Here is a 17,181-nt window from a genome sequence, read left to right on the forward strand (position 1 = left end):
CTTCTAGAGCCATGAGAGCGTTCCCGGATTCCCGCAGGATCCCGCCCCGTTCCACCGACTCGGCCACCGCCTCCGGCACGCCGCGAGGCTCGCGCTGGCCGGGGTTGCGCCGGGCCGCCGCGCTGACGGCCGCCGCCACCATCACGTGCTCGGTGGGTGTCGCGTTCGCCCCCAGCGCGGGCGCCACGATCACCGCGCCCGCCGACCCCGAGAACGCCGCGGCCCGCACGGCGATCCTGGAATCGGTTGCGCTACAGCCGAACCCCGCCCTCGTGCCCGACGACTTCACCGCCGCCGCCGGGTACCGCCCGGTCGTCGAAGGCGGCATGCTGATCAACCCGCAGGGGGATTGCTCCTCCCCCGTGCCGCTGCCCGCCGAATTCGACCTGGCCTGCAAGTCCCATGATCTCGGCTACGACCTGCTGCGCTACGCCGCCGCCCACGGTCAGCCGCTGGGCCCGTGGGCGCGGCAGGCGGTGGACGCAGCGCTGGAACGCCGCATGCACACCGCGTGCGACACCCGCACCGGCACGCTGTCCCGTTCCGAATGCCAGATCATGGCCAGTGTCGCCGCCACCGCGGTGGACCTCAACTCGATCCGGCAGGACTACGGCAACCCGATCTACGAACCGTTCTTCGAGCACACCGGGTCCGGGCCCTCCCCGGCCACCCTGACGTTGTCGGGGATCGGCCTGGCCGTCGGATTGGCCGTCGCGGCAACGGTTCTGCTGCGCCGCACCCGTGATGCTCTCGCCCGCGTCGTCCGCGCCGAACGTCCGGCGGTGGCACTGTGACCAGCGCGGCCGAGGCGGTGCGGGTGGACAAGCGAGCACTGTTGCGGCAAAAAGCGTTTCGGGTGCCCCGGGTGTCGACCAGTGCGGCACTGGCGGGTGGGACCGTGGCGTCACTGGCGCCGGGCTTGTTGCCGCGCACACCGTCTGCGCAGGCGATCCTGACGTCGCTGCTGGTGTTGATCGCGTTGGCGGTGGCCGGGTTGATCCGGATGGCGTTGCGCAGTCTGCGATTCGGTGTCCGCCAGCTGGTGCGCCTGCGGGTCGTGGCCGCGGTGGCGGCGATCCTGCTGGTCGGGGCGGCCATGGGGTACGCCGAGCACTGGCAGAACGAGTTGCGGGCCGCCATGGGTGTCGGCGGTATCGGGCCGTGGTACTGGGCGCAGTGGCTGGTGTGGACGGTGCCGCTGGTGGTCGTGGTGGTGCTCATCGCGCGGGGAGTGCGCTGGGTGGTGCGGCGGCTGGGCCGGGTGCGGAGTGTGGCGGCGGGGGCGGCGTTGCTCGTGGCCGCGCAACTGGTGATCGTGCCGAGCATTGTCGAGTGGCGGAAGTCGGCGTACGCATCGGCGAACTCGTACCTGGATCCGGGTCTGGCGCAACCGGATTCCCCGGCCCGCTCGGGCAGTCCGGTGTCGATGGCGAGCTGGCCGTCGCTGGGCGCGGAGGGCCGCAAGTTCGTGGCGGGCACCCCGGCCCGCACGGTCCGCGTCTACGTGGGCCTCAACTCCGCGCCGGATCTGGATTCCCGGGTGGCGCTGGCGATTCGGGAGCTGGAGCGCACCGGCGGGTTCGAACGCCACCACCTGGTGGTGACGGTGCCGACCGGATCCGGCTGGATCGACGGCGATGCCGCCAAGGGCCTCGACACCCGCTTCGGCGGCGATGTGGCGCTGGCCGGGCTCCAGTACTCGGACGCGCCGAGCTGGGTGACCTTCGTCTTCGGCCGCCATGCCGCGGAGGAGTCGGCACGGAGGCTGTTCCAGGCTGTGGAGCAACGGATTTCGACCATGCCGCATCCGCCGAAGCTCTACATCTACGGTCAGAGCCTCGGCGCGCTGGGCGGCAGTTCGGTCTTCCGCGACGATGCCGACGAGGACGCCCGCACCTGCGGTGCGCTGTGGGCGGGCCCGCCCGCCGGGCAGGTGCATCACGGCCGCGCGACGGTGCTGGCCAACGCGTCGGATCCGGTGGTGCGCTGGTCGCCGTCACTGCTGTGGCGCGCACCCGATCTCACCGGCACCCGCCCCGACGCTCCGGTCCCGCAATGGTTTCCGGTGCTGAGCTTCCTGCAGACCACCGCCGATCTGCTGGGCGCGCTGAACGCCCCGTCCGGCCACGGTCACCGCTACGGCACCGACCAGGGCACGGTATTGCCGGATTGCTGAGCGGCGGACCGGAACTCACGCAGGAAGTCGGCGGCCAGCCGTTCGATGGCGGACGCCGCGTCGAGCCGGTCGCGCCAGGGTTTCGGGATCGCCCCCACCCCCAGCCGCGTACCGAGCAGCGCCCCGCACACCGCACCGGTCGAGTCGCTGTCACCGGAGTGGTTGACCGCCAGCAGCACCCCGTTGCGGAAGATCTGTTCCGGTGCGCCGCCGACGTTCTCGGCGCACACCGCCGCGCACACCCCCAGCGCCAGCGCCTCGGACCCGATGACGCCGGTGCCCAGCGGTTCGAGCAGGCCGGGCAGCGGCAGCGGCCGACCCCGGAAGGCCACCGCGTCGGCCAGTCGCACCGCCCGGTCGAGGGCCGCGGTGGTCTCCTCGTGGTCGCGATGCCGGATCAGCAGCACCCGCGCCTGATCGGCCGCGGCCCGCACGTCCTGGCCTCGGCCCAGCGCGAAGATCATGGCCGCGAACGCCCCGGCGGGCAGCCAGCCGCCGGGATTGCCGTGCGTCAGAGCGGCGGCGTCGCAGGCCAATTCGAAGGCATGCTCGGCCGAGGGGCTGAATCCGCACGGCGCGGACCGCACCACCGCCGCGCAGCCCTTGGAATCGTTGATCGGATGGTCGCGCGTGCCCAGCGGAATCGAGGGCCGCTGCCGGGCCGCCACCCGCCGCATGGCCGAGATGGTGGTCTGAGTGGGACCGCGATTGGTCATCAGCTCCGGATATCCGGTCAGCCCGCTCTGCAGCGGCACCGGCTGTTCGGGCACCTGTCCCTGCCCCTGCCCGCGCAGCCACACCAGCAGGTTCTCCTGGATCAGCCCGACGGTCTTCCCGCCCTCGCGCAGGCGCGCCCCGCGAATCAGCGCCTCCATGGTGAACAGCGCCAGCTGCGTCTCGTCGGAGATCCGCCCCCGGTACCCGTTGCCCTCGCCGGTGACGCCCGCGATGCCGTAGCGCTGCTGGATGTTCGGCAGCAGCATGGTCTCGATGGGCGCGCCGAGAGCGTCCCCGACCGCACCGCCGAACAGGCAGCCCAGCACGGTGTCCTCGCGCGGCACCCAGCCCGCGGCGACGCGGCGCGGCGGCCGCACCAGCGAGACCGGCTCGGCCACCGTCTCCCAGGCGGCCCGCGCGAATTCGTAACAGGTCTCGTAGCGGTCGCGCGGATCCTTGGCCAGCGCCTTGCGCAGCACCGCGTCCAGTTCCGCGGGCAGGTCGGGGCGCAGCGCGCTGACGTCGGGCGGCGGGGATTGCAGATGCCCGAGCATGACGGTCGCGATATTGGGCGCGTCGAACGGCCCGCGCCCGATGAGCAGCCGAAACAGCGTGCACGCCAGCGAGTATTGGTCCGCGCGCGGACCCATGGGCGCGGAGGTCAGCTGTTCGGGTGCGGCGTAGGCGAGGGTGGCGTTGAGCATGCCGGTGCGGGTCAGGTGCGCGGTGTCGTCGAGCACCCGGGCGATGCCGAAGTCGCTGAGCAGCGCGCGTTCGGTGAATCCGGTGCCGATGCCGCCGGAGCGTGACAGCAGGATGTTGGCGGGCTTCACATCCCGGTGCAGCACCCCGCGCCCGTGCGCGTAATCGAGTGCGGCCGCGGTCTGCACGATGATCTCCATCGCGCGTTCGGGCGCCAGATCGTAGGGATCGATGGAGGCGCAGTCGACCCCGTCCACGTACTGCATGGCGATCCACAGCTGCCGGCCCTCGTCGCCGCGGTCGTAGACGGTGATGATGTTGGGGTGGTCGAGCTGGGCGATGACATCGGCTTCGCGTTCGAAGCGGGTGCGGGTCTCGGTCTCGCCGAACATCTCCTGATGCAGCAGTTTGAGCGCGATGAGACGCGGGAGCCGCGGGTGGCGGGCGGCGTAGACCGAACCCATTCCGCCACGGCCCACTTCGCGCTCGATCACGTAGCCAGCGAAGACCTCGCCGCGCTGCAACAACTCCCCCGCCTCTCCGGAACTTCAGCGGACAGCTGAGAGCCGTACCGGTTGGCAGTCCGTACGTTCGTCGGGTGCCGAAACAATTTTAGGGGTACCCGGCGAGTTACCCCGGTCGGCGCGAAATCAGTTGCCCGGTCGGGCAACGATTTCGCGCCCCCCGATGTGCATCGGAGGGCGCGATCGAGGGTACCCCACTACTGACCGGACGACGTTGCGTGCCTTCGGGTTATCACGTTCGCCGGTGTTGCTCGATCAGGCGATCGGGCCGCGCGCCGCCTCGTAGGCCGCGCCGACGCGGTAGAGCCGGTCGTCGGCCAATGCCGGCGCCATGATCTGCAAACCGACCGGCAGGCCGTCGTCGGCGCTGAGGCCGGACGGCACCGACATGGCGCAGTGGCCGGCCAGGTTGGTGGGCAGGGTGCACAGGTCCGACAGGTACATGGCCAGCGGGTCGTTGACCTTCTCGCCCAGCTTCCACGGGGTGAACGGGCTGGTCGGCGAGACCAGCACGTCCACGGTCTCGTACGCCTTGTCGAAGTCGCGCGCGATCAGATTGCGGACCTTGTTTGCCTGACCGTAGTAGGCGTCGTAGTAGCCGGAGGACAGGGCGTAGGTGCCGATCATGATGCGGCGCTTGACCTCCGGGCCCAGTCCGGCCTCGCGGGTCAGCGACATGACCTGCTCGGCGGAGTGGGTGCCGTCGTCGCCGACGCGCAGGCCGTAGCGCATGGCGTCGAAGCGAGCCAGGTTCGAGGACACCTCGGACGGCAGGATCAGGTAGTAGGCGGGCAGCGCGTATTCGAAGTGCGGGCACGACACCTCGATGACTTCCGCGCCCAGATCCTTCAGCTGCGCGACCGCGGCGTCGAAGGACGACAGCACGCCGGGCTGGTAGGAGTCGGAGTGAAGTTCCTTCACCACACCGACTTTCACGCCCGACAGATCACCGTTCGCGCCCGCGCGGGCCGCGGCGACCACCGGCGGCACCGGCACATTGCGCGAGGTCGAATCCTTGGGGTCGTACCCGGCGATGACCTCGTGCAGCAGCGCGGTGTCCAGCACGGTGCGACCGCACGGGCCGCCCTGATCCAGCGAGGACGCGCACGCCACCAGGCCGAAGCGGGACACGGTGCCGTAGGTGGGCTTGGTGCCGACGGTCGCGGTGACCGCGGCGGGCTGGCGGATCGAGCCGCCGGTGTCGGTGCCGATGGCCAGCGGCGCCTGATACGAGGCCAGCGCGGCGGCCGAACCGCCGCCGGAACCGCCCGGAATCCGGTCGGTGTCCCAGGGATTGCGGGTGGGACCGTACGCGGAGTTCTCGGTGGAGGAGCCCATGGCGAACTCGTCCATATTGGTCTTGCCGAGAATCGGGATGCCGGCGGCGCGCAGCTTGGTGGTCAGCGTCGCGTCGTAGGGCGACACCCAGCCCTCGAGCATTTTCGACCCGCAGGTGGTCGGCATGTCGGTGGTGGTGAAAACGTCCTTGAGCGCCAAGGGAACACCGGCCAGCGGCGAGGCGACGGTGCCGCCCGCGATCTGCCGGTCGATCTCGGCGGCGGTCACCAGCGCCTGCTCCCCGGCCACGTGCAGGAAGGCGTTGATCTCCCCGTCGACCTCGGCGATGCGCTGAATGTGGGCCTCGGTCACCTCGACCGCGGAGATCTCCCGCGAGTGGATCTTGTCCGCGAGATCCGCCGCGGACAGCTTGGTCAGCTCGGTCATTCGCCCTCTCCCAGGATCTGCGGAACCATGAACCGCTGCTCGTCGACCGCGGGAGCCATGGCCAGCGCCTGCTCCGGGGTCAGGCAGGGTTGCTCCACGTCCGGGCGGGTGACGTTGGTCTCCGGATTCGGGGATGCGGTGGCGGGCACGTCGGCGGCGGCGACCTCGGAGATCTGGGCGACGTGGGTCAGGATGGAATCCAGCTGACCGGCGTACAGATCGAGTTCGTCGTCCGTCAAAGCGAGCCGGGACAGCCGGGCGAGGTGAGCGACCTCGTCCCTGGAGATGGCGGGCACCGCGGGACCCCTTTCGGCATGGTTCGAGCTAGGTGAATGGCCATCCGACAGCCTAGTGGGTTCGGTCGCGGCCACCGGTCGCAGGTGTCGGCCGGACCTGGCACCATCGATACGTAAACGATGGGTAAGTGTCCCGCCTCACACGAAACCTTCGATTCGATAACCAGCTCTCGAGGGTGTAAGTATTGCGGGACTCGGGTACCCGTCCGAAAGTTTCGGTGGCAAAAGAAAGAAAGGAAGGCACGTGTCCTACCTGCTTCGCGTGCAACTTCCCGATCGCCCAGGAAGTCTCGGATCGCTCGCCCTCGCGCTGGGTTCGGTCGGCGCGGACATTCTGTCCCTGGACGTGGTCGAGCGCGGCGACGGTTTCGCGATCGACGACATCGTGGTCGAGGTGCCCTCGGGCGCGCTGCCCGACACCCTGATCACCGCGGCCGAATCCATCCACGATGTGCAGGTGGATTCGCTGCGGCCGTACTCCGGAATCCTGGACACCCACCGTGAACTGGAACTGATCGATCAGGTCGCCAACGCGCGCGACGACCGGTTGCAGGTGCTCGTCGACGGCGCGCCCCGCGTGCTGCGGGTGGGCTGGTCGACCGTGATCGACATGGGTCCGCAGGGCGCCTATCGCGTGGTGGGTTCGCAGAGCGCGCCCTCCACCCAGGCCGCGTCCGCGCCGTGGATGCCGCTGGAGAAGCCGACCGTCCTCGACGGTGACGGGGACTGGGTGCCGCAGCTGTGGAAGGACATGGACACCAAGCTGGCCGCCGCGCCGCTGGGCAATACCGGCAAGGTGCTGCTGCTGGGCCGTCCGGGCGGACCGGATTTCCGGCCGTCGGAGGTGGCGCGCCTGGGCTATCTCGCCGGGATCATCGCCACCGTCCTGGGCTGAACTCGCTGTCGCTCGCGGCCGAGTTCGCTGCTGTCCCTTACTTGTTCGCCTGCCGGTTCATGGCGTCCAGGAATTGCAGCGCGCCGATGCCGCCAAGCGGTCCGGCGATGAAGATATTGCCGATGACCGCCCCGATCGCGCCCAGCGCCGCCCCGGTCACCAGGCAGCCGCCGAGGAAGCCCGGGATGGTGAGCGCGCCGATGGTCATGGCGGTGGCGGCCGCGCCGGCCACCAGACCGCCCGCGACACAGCCGATGACCGCGCCGACGACGGTGCCGATCAGGGTGCCGAGGGTGACGCCGATCCCGGCCATGGTGGCGAAGTTCATGACGGAGGCATTGAAATCGGTTGACTGCCAATCGATACCGATATCGTGCAGGGCGGTGTCGGTGAGCGCGGCCGGGACGGCCGGCGCGGTGTCGGCGATGGCGCGGGCCGGGTCGGTGACCGGGGTCAGCACGGCGGTGTGATCGTGGATCTCGGCGTCGATCGGCCAGGTCTTACCGTCGCGGTGGTAGGTGAGCGGAATGCCCTCCAGCACTGTGCCTTCGGCGTCGCGCACGGATAATCGGCCGTCGGCGGCGGTCAGGGTGCCGCCGTCGGTGCTCACCGTGACGGTGCGGTCCACGATCTGGGCGGTGAAGTGCAGGCCGGAGGGCCTGGCGGCCGGATCCGGTTGCGCCGGTTCGGCATTGGCGACTCCGGCGGTGACCGCCAGAGCCGCGGTGGTCAGCGCCGCGACGATCGCAGCGTTGAAGGTACGCATGGGTTTTCTCTCCTCATCGAGTGATGTGTGGCAGGAATCCGGTTCGCAGATAGAACCGGAGGCAGGCGTCGAGGACGTCGTCGTCGACGTGGGGTGGGGTGATATTCGCTTCGCGCAGAGCATGATCGGTCGCGGTGCGGTCGAAACGTATCGAGCCCGGGGGTGCGGGCGGCCGGGCGGCGAGGAGGGCACGGCATTGCTCGCCGTCGCCGCCCAGTCGCGGCAGCAGGTCGATCCAGGCGGCCTCCGGGACCGGCGTCAGCGGGTAACCGAGCGCGTGGAGTCGCGCGAGAACTGTTGCCAGAGGAGTCGGTTCAGGCGCGACATGATGGAAGACCCCGGTGCGCTCCGAGTGGACGAGATGGGCGACGGCGTCTGCCACATGATCCACCGGCACCAGGTTCGCCCGCATGCGATGTTCGAGTGCCGATGCAGTGAGGTCCGGGGCAAACCCCAATGCGGTCATCGCGCGCACCATGATCCAGAAGGCGTCGCGGTCGTTGCCCACCCCCGTGCGCGAGTGCCCGCAGACGCGCGCCGGACGGTGCACGGCCACGGGAGCAAGCACGGTCACGCGATCCCACGGCGCCTCGATTCCGTAGCGCCGCAGGGCATCCTGTAGTCGACCGGTCGCGACCACGTCGTCTCGGGCGATGCCACGGTGCTCGTCGCCGGTGGCGCGGACCAAACACGTTACGTGGTTGCCGGGCTGCCGTAGCAGGCTTTCCAGCAGGAACGCGCCGAGAAATCCGGTCGCGCCCGTGAGCAGAATGCGCGCGCCCGAGGGCATCTCGACCGGGCCCGACAGGGGTCGTTGCGGCACAACGAATCCCGGATCCAGGCGGGCCTCGGCGGCGAGATCCGGAATCGGCTTCGGACGTGGTGAGATGGCATTCAGTTCGGCGGCCAGTTCGGCGACGGTCGCGGTCTCGAAGATCGTGCGCACCTCCACCGGCGTTTCCAGGTCCTCCCGGATGCGCGCGGCCAGCCGGGCGGCGGTGACGGAATCGCCTCCCAGCGTGAAGAAGTCGTCGTCGACACCGATCGAGGCGACGCCGAGTACCTCCGCGAACAGCGCGCACAGACGGCGTTCCCGCTCGTCCCGCGCCGCCCGGGACGGGCCCGGCACAGCGGGCCGGGGCAGGGCGGCGCGATCCAGTTTGCCGGTCAGGGTGGTCGGCATCCGGTCGAGGGTGAGGAACGCGGCGGGGATCAGATAACGCGGCACGCGGTCGAGCAGATGCCGCCGCAACTCCGCCGGGCGAACCGGGTCGGCAGCGGTCACCACGTACCCGATCAGCCGGTCATCGATCACCGCGCAGGCCGCGGAGACCACGCCGGGATGGGTGGACAGCGCCGCGTCGATTGCCGCCGGTTCGATGCGAACCCCGGCCAGATTCACCTGGTCATCGGTGCGGCCGAGGTATTCGAGGCGGCCATCGAGCAGCCGCCGCACTCGGTCCCCGGTGCGGTAGCGCCGTGCGCCCGGTGGTCCTGCCGGGTCGGCGACGAACCGGCCGGCCGTCATTCCTGCCCGCCGGTGATATCCCAGCGCGAGGGACTCGCCCGACAGGTACAGCTCCCCGGGCGTCCCGGGTGGTACCGGTCGCATCCGCGCATCCAGTACCGCGCAGCGAACACCCGAAATCGCCTGTCCGATCAGCGGTTCCGCACTGTCTGCCAGTCGCGTCCACGTCGCGTCGACGGTGGCTTCGCTGGGTCCGTACAGGTTGTACGCGGCGATATCGGGTGCGTCCCGCAGTGCCGTCCACAACGCCTGCCCCACCGCCTCGCCGCCCAGGGCCAGCACGGCGGGCCGAGGCGCGCCGGGCTCCAGCAGCCCGGCCGCGAGCAGTTGCTCCGCCATGGTCGGCGTGACATCCAGAAAGTCGATCCGATGCCGCGCGACGTACTCCAGCAGCAACTCCGGCCGCACCCGCACCTCACCGGAAACCACATGCAGCTCATGGCCGCCCAGCAGCCACAGCAGCGCTTCCCACGACGTGTCGAAGCACAGTGACGCGGTGAGCGCCGCGCGCCTGGGGCTCGCCGCGTCCGGTATCAGCCCGCGCCGATGGTGCGCCCCGAGATTCGCCATGGCGCGATGAGTGATAACCGCGCCCTTGGGTTTTCCGGTCGTACCGGACGTATAGGTCAGACACAGCGGCAGGCCACCGTGCACCTCCGGGAGCGTTTCGGCCGAACCGGAGTCATGGCCGGTGACGCCGATACGGTTGCTCCGCAAGCGTATCGGCAGCTGCCGAGCAGGCTCACCCGCCGATACGACCACCGCCGCACCGCTGTCGTCGTACAGGAATTCCAGGTGCTCGGCCGGATGGTCCGGGTCAGCCGCCACATAGGCGGCCCCGGCGGCCGCTGCCGCGAACAGCGCCACCACCGCATCGACCGTGCGCGGCATGACCAGCAGCACTACCGAACCCGGCTCGATGCCACGAGCGCGCAGGTGAAGCGCGAGCGCCTCGACCCGCCGGCCGAACTCCCCGAAGGAGATTCGGCTGTTCGCATCCACCACCGCGGTCCGCTCCGGCATGGCGCGCACCCGCTCCCACAGCATCCCGACCACCGTCTCCTCGGCCGGCTCAGCCGCGGCGATCTCGCGGTTCTGCCAGTCGCGCAGCAGCGCCAGGTCGGCGTCGTCGAGCAGGGGCATCGACTCGATCGGCCGATCCGGTTGGGAGAGCAGTGTTTCCAGGAATCGGGGTAGGCGGCGAGCGTGCGCCTCGAGTTCCGCCCGGGAGTAGAGGGCCGGGTTGCCGTCGATGACCAGTCGGAGGCCGGGGTCGCCGTAGTCGTAGAGGCGGAAGGCGATGTCTTCTTCCACGCCGGCCGCGACATTGCGGACAATGCCGGGGGCGTCCGCGAAGCGGAGGCCGAAGTCGAAGGGCATGACGTTGACCGAGGGGCCGGAGACGCGGCGGTCGCCCTTGGCGCTCACAAGTTTCCGCAGCAGGTCGCCGTAGCGGTAGCGGTGATGCGGGCGGCTGACGCGCAAGTGGTCACGGACTTGGCTGATCGTGTCGGAGAAGGATGTGGCCGGCGAGAAGTCGGTCCAGCAGTGGATGGCGTTGACCGTCATGGTCGGGACACGCAGGGCGGGGGTGCCGAGCCGCATCATGACCGGGAGCGCGAGGTTGATCTGCGGGGAGCCGGTCAGCCGGTACAGGTATGCGGCGATCCCGGCCACGATGGCCTCGGCGGACGTCGCGGTCCGCAGGCCACGCAGCGCGGACACCAATGCCGTGGGCAGGTCGGCGATCACCCGCGTCATGTGCGGCGACAGCGGTGCGGTGCGCCCGGCCGGTCCGACCGGTTCGGGTCGGTCGCGTTCGTAGTCGACCCAGAATTGAGCCGCCCGGGTGTACTCGTCGGACGACAGCTGGGCGTGATCATGGTCGGCGACCGCGTCGAGCGAGCCGAAATTCACCGGCGGCGGGGTCGCACCGGCGGCCAGTGCCGTGTAGGTCTGGGCGACCCGGCGGGACACCAGGACGAGACCGTAGCCGTCGAGCACCAGGTGATGCACGCGGTGATACCAGAGCACGATGTCGTCGGCGAGACGAAAGATGGCGTGCGCGAACAACTGATCGGTGTACACGCACCGGTCGGTGGCCATGTCCTCGGCCATCCAGCGTTCGGCGGCCTGCCGGGGATTCGGCTCACCGCGCAGATCCGCGAGGTGGATCGGGCATTCGAGCGCCGCGGGCTGCTGGTGTGGCCCGTCCGGGGTGTCGATCACCCGCAGGCGCAGCGCCTCCACCTCGGCGACCGTCGAGCGGATCGCCGCGGCCAGCATCTCTTCCCGAACCGCTCCGGTGATCTCGACGTATTCGCCGATGTTCAGCACGGCGGTGGACGCGAGTTGTTGCTGCTGCTGCCAGATTTCGTATTGCGCAGCGGTGAGCCGCACCTCAGCCCTCCCGCGCGGCGGTCAGCAGCCGCCACCAGCCGTCGAGGGTGGGCTCTTCGACCAGATCCATCAAGCCCACCTCGCATCCGGCCGCGCGCCAGCGTTCCACCAGCGACAGCACCCGCACCGAGTCCAGGCCGGCGGCGAACAGGTCGGCAGCCGGGTCCAGTTGCTCGGGTTCGAGGAAGAGTTCGCCGGCGATGTCGGCGCGCACGCCGTCCAGGGTCAGGGGTTGGGGCACAGGGTGATTCGCTCTCTCAGTGGCGGTCGCGCAGTTCGCGCCGCAGGATCTTGCCGCTGGGGTTGCGCGGGATGCGGTCGACGAAGTCGAAGCGGGACGGAATCTTGAAGGCGGCCAGCCGGTCTCGGCAGAACTCGAAAAGGTCGCGCGCCGTGGCGACGGCGTCGGGACGTAGGGCGATCACCGCGTGGACTCGTTCGCCGAAGCGTTCGTCCGGCCGGCCGATCACGGCGGCGTCGGCGACGGCCGGGTGCGCGGCCAGCACGTTCTCGATCTCGGCGGGATAGATGTTCTCGCCCGCCACGATGATCAGGTCCTCGAGGCGGTCGCACAGGAACAGGTAGCCGTCGCCGTCGAGGTATCCGGCGTCGCCGGTGTGAATCCAGCCGTCGCGCAGGGTGTCCGCGGTGGCGACGGGATTGCGCCAGTACTCGAGCATGTGCCCGGGCGTCCGCAGGCGGATCTCCCCCACCTCCCCGGCGGGCAGCACGGCACCGTCGGCGTCGATGATCTCGACGCCGAAGCCGGGATACGCCCGCCCCGCCGCGCGCAGCAGCGGACTGCCCGGCCGGTGCGCGTCCGGGGGCAGGCAGATCGCGGTATTGCCGGTCTCGGTGAGCCCGTAGATCTGGGCGAACTCACACCCGAGACGTTCGATCGCGGTGCGCAGCAATGCCTCCGGGATGGGCGAGCCGCCGTAGACGACCTTGCGCACGCTGGCCAGGGCGGCCGGATCGGCGGGTTCGTCGAGCATGAGCCGCAGCATCGACGGCACCACGCAGATCGTGGTCACCCCCAGTTCGGCGACCAGCCGCACCGCCGTGCCGCTGTCGAAACGCGGCATGGCGACCATGGCGGCTCCGGCGGCGAAACCCTGTATCGCCCACCAGAGTCCACCGACATGGAACCCGGGTATGCCGATCAGCCCGCTGTCTCCGGGACGCCAGTCGATCCAGTCCAGACCCGCGTCCGCGAGGGCGTCGCGGACCGCGAAGAAGCTGCGGTGCGCCAGCACCACGCCTTTGGGCAGTCCGGTGGTGCCGCTGGTGTAGAGCTGCACGACCGCGTCGCCGGGGCGGACCGCATGCCCCGGGGCGGCGTCCGGGTAGTACCCGTACCAGCGCGGCAGATCGTCGGCGAGTACAACGGGAATCGCCAACTCCCCCAGCGCTTCCCGTTGCCCGGCGTCCGACAGCAACATAGCGGCCCCGGAATCCGTGAGAATGTAGTCGATCTCGGTGGGGGTGAGCCGGAAGTTGATCGGCACCAGCACCGTTCCGGCACGAGCGCAGCCGAGCAGGGTCGCGTAGTAGTCCACCGACTCCAGCCCGAGATACGCCACCCGCGCGCCGGGCCGCAACCCCGCGGCCCGCAGCGCGGCGGCGAACCGATCGGCGGCCCGGTCCAATTCGTCATAGGTCAGCGCCCGGTCGCCGCAGCGCACCGCGATCGCGGCCGGGTCCGGGTGGTGACGCGCCAGGTCCGCCACGGTGGCCGGGCGCACGCCGATCACGGGGCACTCCCGGTGTCCACGATCACGACCCGGATCTCGCCGTCGCACGCGCCGCCGAACTCGTCCCAGAATCGATAGCGGGTCTCGAGGGCGATGCGTTCGGACGCGTCCGGGCCGGGCCGGTAGCGGGCGGCGCGTTCGATGACGAACTCGCCGGTGAAGGCGCGCGAGTCGATGGCGCGGCGGAAGACATTGCGGGAGGCGGCGATCAGCACGTCGGGCAGATACCGGCGGAGGAACTCCGGCATGGTCCAGTCGGCCAGCACCGGCCCGGTGCGGTGGCGGACCATGGTGGCCATGGTCTGGTAGAGCAGCTGGTTGTAGCAGATGCCGACCTCGACCGCGTTGAGATGCCCGGTGTCGTCGATGTAGCAGGGTTCGGGAATGGCGAAGGTGCCGGTGCCGACGATCCGATCACCGAACACGTCGACGCTCAGCGACTTCAGATAGCGGCAGTGCGGTTTGTAGCAGCTCAGCACCTCGTCGAGCTGCCCGGGTTCGTTGACGAAAACAGCGGTGGCGGTGGTCATCTCACGCCTCCGCCGGATCGTGCACGGTGACTCGCCAGGACACGGTGGGCGCGGGCGTGGCGGTGTGCACGGCGCGATGCACGAGAGAGCGGTTGTCCCACACCAGAACATCACCGGCCTCGAAGGTCTGCAGGTGCACCGGGACCACGCCGGGCGTGCCGTCGAGTTGTCCGGTGGCGGCGAGCAGTTCACGCAGCAGCTCCGGGCACGACTGCCCCGCCGCATCGTGAATCGACTCGGTGAAGCCCTCGCTCAGATACAGCACCCGCTCCCCGGTGTGCGGATGCTCGTACACGGTGGGCGTGGTCACCGGCGGCGTCTTGGCGTCGATCTCGGCCAGCAATTCGCACACCGGCCGGAACACATCGCTCGGCCGAATCTTGAAGTAGCGCCGCACCGTATGCGTGGCGACGGTGCCCTCGAGGAGTTCTCGCAGCTCCGCCGACAGTGCCTCGTACGCCTTGGCCAGGTCGATGAACAGCGTGCCGCGGTCGCGCTCGGGCACCACGCGCGGACTGGTGAGCGTCATGTCGAACGGCCGCGGCATGAACTGATAGTCCGAATGCCAGAAGCGCCCGGTCTTGGGGACGCCGACGCGCTGCCCGTTCTCCTCCACATTCGAGGACACGAACATCTCGGGGTGCTCGGGATGGTGGTAGGCGGGCTCGTAGTACGCCTCGGGCGTGCCCAGGCGGCGGCCGAGGTCGAGGAATCCGGCTGCATCCAGCTCCAGGCCGCGCAGCAGCACGATCTTGTCGCGGTACACGGTCTTGCGCAGCAGTTGAACGTCTTCGGCGCGGTCCGGGTCGAAATGCTCGGCCACCAAGCCCATTCCGGGCTGCGGTGTCAATCTCACGGGTTCCTCCGATCTCGGGTACGGCCACCGGGAGGGGTCGCGGCGGCGGCGCACCCGGTTCCCCGGCGACGCGAGTTTGTGATCTGTTCCTCATCCGGGAACCGCGCGGCCTTCCGATCCGACGGCTGTCATGTGTTCCCCGCACTCCGCGCGACGACGCGCCTCGCCCCCCGACCCCGACTTCGACGCTCCGGCACCGCGTTTCTGGTGGCCACAGCCCTGCTGGCCACAGCCTTGCTGGCCGCCGGCTGCGGCACCGCCGCGAAGGATTCCGCATCCGCCGATCTGTCGCAGGCCCCGCTCACGGCCGCCGCGACCACCTATCCGCTGCGCATCGACAACTGCGGCCGCACCCTGACCTTCGACCGCGCCCCCAGCCGGGTGCTGCTCACCAGCGGCGCGTCGGTCGCCGAGGCGGAGAGCTTCATCGCCCTCGGCCTGCAGGACCGGGTGGTCGCCAACAGCCAGTCCTACGGCCTCTCCGATCAGCCGGGGATGGCCGAGCAGGTGGCGGCGCTGCCGACCGGCGGGCTCACCCTCAACCAGAATCACGCGGTGCCGCGCGAGCAGATCCTGGCGCAGCGGCCGGATCTGGTGGTGTCCACCTGGTACGGCGAATTCGACGACAAGATCGGGTCGATCGGCCGGGATGCGCTGGCGGCCGCCGGCATCCAGGGCTTCGTCGATCCGGCCAACTGCGTTCTCGGCAATCCCAACGCCTCCGCCGCCGACAAGGACAAAGCCAAGGCCCAGACCGTGGAGGCGTCCTTCGATCTGCTGCTCACCCTCGGCCGCATCTTCGACGTCCAGCAGCGGGCGGTCGATTACGTTCGGCAGCAACGAGATCGGATCGCGGCGGTACAGCAGCGGGTGGCCGGTCAGGACCGTCCGAACGTGCTGCTGGTCTACCCCGGCATGACAGGGATGAACTCCAACGGCCTGCCCGCCGTATTCGGCGGCGGCATCTGCGACGACGTGATCAACCGGGCCGGTGGGCGTAACCCGTTCGGCGGCAAGGACTTCGACGAGCTCGCCGATGTGAACGCCGAAGCCTTGGCGGCGGCCCCGGTGGACCTGCTGGTGATCGGCCGCTGGAAGGCCACCGAGGATGCGGCGAAGATGGCCGACGACCTGTTCGCCAAATACCCGCAGTGGGCGGCGTCCAAGAACAAGAAGTACATCACGCTGTCCGACAGCCCCTACCTCGGACCGCTCAATGCCGTCGCCATCGAGAAGATCGCCGATGCGCTCCATCCCGGTCACTGACCGGCGCACCGGACCGCATCCGGTGTCCGGCAAGGCTTTCGGGCCGCTGCTGATCGCGCTGTGCGCGGGGCTGCTGGTCGCCGCCGTGGCGGCCATCGGCCTGGGCACGGTCAGCGTCGCGCCCGGCGATGTCCTGCGCGTGCTGGCCGCGCACCTCGGCGGCGGGGCGCCCACCGATTCGCTCACCGATCAGATCGTGTGGAGCTTCCGGGCTCCGCGCGTCCTGCTGGCCGTCGTCGCCGGCGCGGGCCTCAGCCTGGCGGGGCTGTGCCTGCAGAATCTGGTGCGCAATCCGCTGGCGGACCCGTACATGTTCGGCGTCACCTCGGGTGCGTCGCTGGGCGCGGTGCTGGCCATGACCACCGCGGCGCTCGCGGCCACCGGATTCGGCGTCACCGGAAGCGCTTTCGCGGGCGCGCTGGTCAGCCTGGCACTGGTGTTCACGCTGGCGCAGCGCGGCGGGCGACTGCTCGGCTCGGACCTGCTGCTGGCCGCCATCGCCGTCTCCTACCTGGGCACGGCGGCCACCAGCTATCTGCAACTGCGCGCCAAGCCCGCCGAACTGCGCGGGGTGATGTTCTGGCTGCTGGGCTCGCTCACGGGGGCGAGTTGGTCGAGCCTGCTCGCCCCGACCCTCGCGGTGGCGGCCGCGCTGCTGGTGCTGCCCGCGCTGGCCCGCGGCATGAACGCCCTCGCGCTCGGCGACGACACCGCGGCCGGTTTGGGCGTCAACCCGAACCGGCTGCGCATCGGGCTGCTGGTGATTTCCGCGCTGCTCACCGCGTCCGTGGTGGCCGCAGCGGGCGGTATCGGATTCGTCGGCCTGATCGTCCCGAACGCGGCGCGGCTGCTGGTCGGCCCGGATCACCGCCGGGCCCTGCCGGTGTCGCTGCTGCTCGGCGCGATCTTCCTGGTGCTGGTGGATCTGGCCACCCGCACCGTGGACCGGCCCAACGAGATCCCCATCGGCATCCTCACCGCCGCCCTCGGCGCACCCGCGTTCCTGGTGCTGCTGCGACGCGGAAGGCGAAGCGTCCCATGAGAAT

14 protein-coding genes are annotated in these 17,181 nt (G+C 70.1%); 5 read left to right on the plus strand and 9 right to left on the minus strand.

Annotated features, from left to right (window positions below; all coding sequences use genetic code 11):
- The first annotated feature begins 11 nt into the window (after positions 1-11).
- Positions 12-794: a hypothetical protein gene (locus D7D52_RS08785; protein WP_120735870.1), complete on the plus strand. Its 783-nt coding sequence runs from the start codon at positions 12-14 to the stop codon at positions 792-794.
- Entirely contained in the window at positions 791-2,176 is a 1,386-nt protein-coding gene (locus tag D7D52_RS08790) for an alpha/beta-hydrolase family protein (RefSeq protein WP_246023700.1), read from the plus strand. Before D7D52_RS08785 ends, D7D52_RS08790 begins: the two co-directional genes overlap by 4 nt.
- Here the strand turns inward: D7D52_RS08790 and D7D52_RS08795 are convergent.
- From D7D52_RS08795 to gatC, 3 genes are all read right to left on the minus strand, one after another.
- Positions 2,137-4,089, minus strand: a complete 1,953-nt coding sequence (locus D7D52_RS08795) for an ADP-ribosylglycohydrolase family protein (RefSeq protein ID WP_342775257.1) — start codon at positions 4,087-4,089, stop codon at positions 2,137-2,139. The two genes, D7D52_RS08790 and D7D52_RS08795, sit on opposite strands and share 40 nt — an antisense overlap.
- A 285-nt stretch (positions 4,090-4,374) precedes the next feature.
- Positions 4,375-5,844, minus strand: a complete 1,470-nt coding sequence (gene gatA, locus D7D52_RS08800) for an Asp-tRNA(Asn)/Glu-tRNA(Gln) amidotransferase subunit GatA (protein ID WP_120735872.1) — start codon at positions 5,842-5,844, stop codon at positions 4,375-4,377.
- Positions 5,841-6,140 carry an Asp-tRNA(Asn)/Glu-tRNA(Gln) amidotransferase subunit GatC gene (gene gatC / locus D7D52_RS08805; RefSeq protein ID WP_120735873.1) on the minus strand — a complete coding sequence of 100 codons (300 nt, stop codon included), beginning with the start codon at positions 6,138-6,140 and terminating at the stop codon, positions 5,841-5,843. The genes gatA and gatC overlap by 4 nt, the downstream gene beginning before the upstream one ends.
- Before the next feature lie 244 nt (positions 6,141-6,384).
- On the opposite strand from gatC, the gene D7D52_RS08810 reads away from it, so the two are divergent.
- Positions 6,385-7,035, plus strand: coding sequence for an ACT domain-containing protein (locus D7D52_RS08810; protein WP_120735874.1), 651 nt, complete (start codon positions 6,385-6,387; stop codon positions 7,033-7,035).
- 37 nt (positions 7,036-7,072) lie between these two features.
- Here D7D52_RS08810 and D7D52_RS08815 read toward each other — a convergent pair whose 3' ends face one another.
- From D7D52_RS08815 to scoE, 6 genes are read right to left on the minus strand one after another with little or no spacing between them, the layout of a single operon-like run.
- Complete coding sequence (locus D7D52_RS08815; protein WP_120735875.1) at positions 7,073-7,801, minus strand: DUF8020 domain-containing protein; 729 nt, start codon at positions 7,799-7,801, stop codon at positions 7,073-7,075.
- A gap of 13 nt (positions 7,802-7,814) precedes the next feature.
- A complete protein-coding gene (locus D7D52_RS08820; RefSeq protein ID WP_120735876.1) occupies positions 7,815-11,729 on the minus strand; it encodes a non-ribosomal peptide synthetase in 3,915 nt (1,304 codons plus the stop codon).
- A 1-nt stretch (position 11,730) separates the two neighbouring features.
- Positions 11,731-11,970, minus strand: a complete 240-nt coding sequence (locus tag D7D52_RS08825; RefSeq protein WP_120735877.1) for a phosphopantetheine-binding protein — start codon at positions 11,968-11,970, stop codon at positions 11,731-11,733.
- A 16-nt stretch (positions 11,971-11,986) separates the two neighbouring features.
- Complete coding sequence (locus D7D52_RS08830; RefSeq protein ID WP_246023701.1) at positions 11,987-13,483, minus strand: long-chain-fatty-acid--CoA ligase; 1,497 nt, start codon at positions 13,481-13,483, stop codon at positions 11,987-11,989.
- On the minus strand, positions 13,480-14,013 hold the full coding sequence (locus D7D52_RS08835) for an FcoT family thioesterase (protein WP_120735878.1): 534 nt from the start codon (positions 14,011-14,013) through the stop codon (positions 13,480-13,482). The genes D7D52_RS08830 and D7D52_RS08835 overlap by 4 nt, the downstream gene beginning before the upstream one ends.
- Before the next feature lies 1 nt (position 14,014).
- Entirely contained in the window at positions 14,015-14,869 is an 855-nt protein-coding gene (gene scoE, locus D7D52_RS08840; RefSeq protein WP_222932799.1) for a (3R)-3-[(carboxymethyl)amino]fatty acid oxygenase/decarboxylase, read from the minus strand.
- A gap of 207 nt (positions 14,870-15,076) precedes the next feature.
- On the opposite strand from scoE, the gene D7D52_RS38640 reads away from it, so the two are divergent.
- Together D7D52_RS38640 and D7D52_RS08850 are read left to right on the plus strand one after the other, a co-directional pair.
- The gene (locus D7D52_RS38640; RefSeq protein WP_162958225.1) at positions 15,077-16,135 is read left to right on the plus strand and encodes an ABC transporter substrate-binding protein; all 1,059 of its coding nucleotides are present in this window, start codon (positions 15,077-15,079) and stop codon (positions 16,133-16,135) included.
- Positions 16,113-17,177, plus strand: coding sequence for a FecCD family ABC transporter permease (locus tag D7D52_RS08850; RefSeq protein ID WP_222932800.1), 1,065 nt, complete (start codon positions 16,113-16,115; stop codon positions 17,175-17,177). Before D7D52_RS38640 ends, D7D52_RS08850 begins: the two co-directional genes overlap by 23 nt.
- Positions 17,178-17,181: the final 4 nt, after the last annotated feature.

Origin of the sequence: Nocardia yunnanensis (assembly GCF_003626895.1) — a bacterium.
Lineage (GTDB): Bacteria > Actinomycetota > Actinomycetes > Mycobacteriales > Mycobacteriaceae > Nocardia > Nocardia yunnanensis.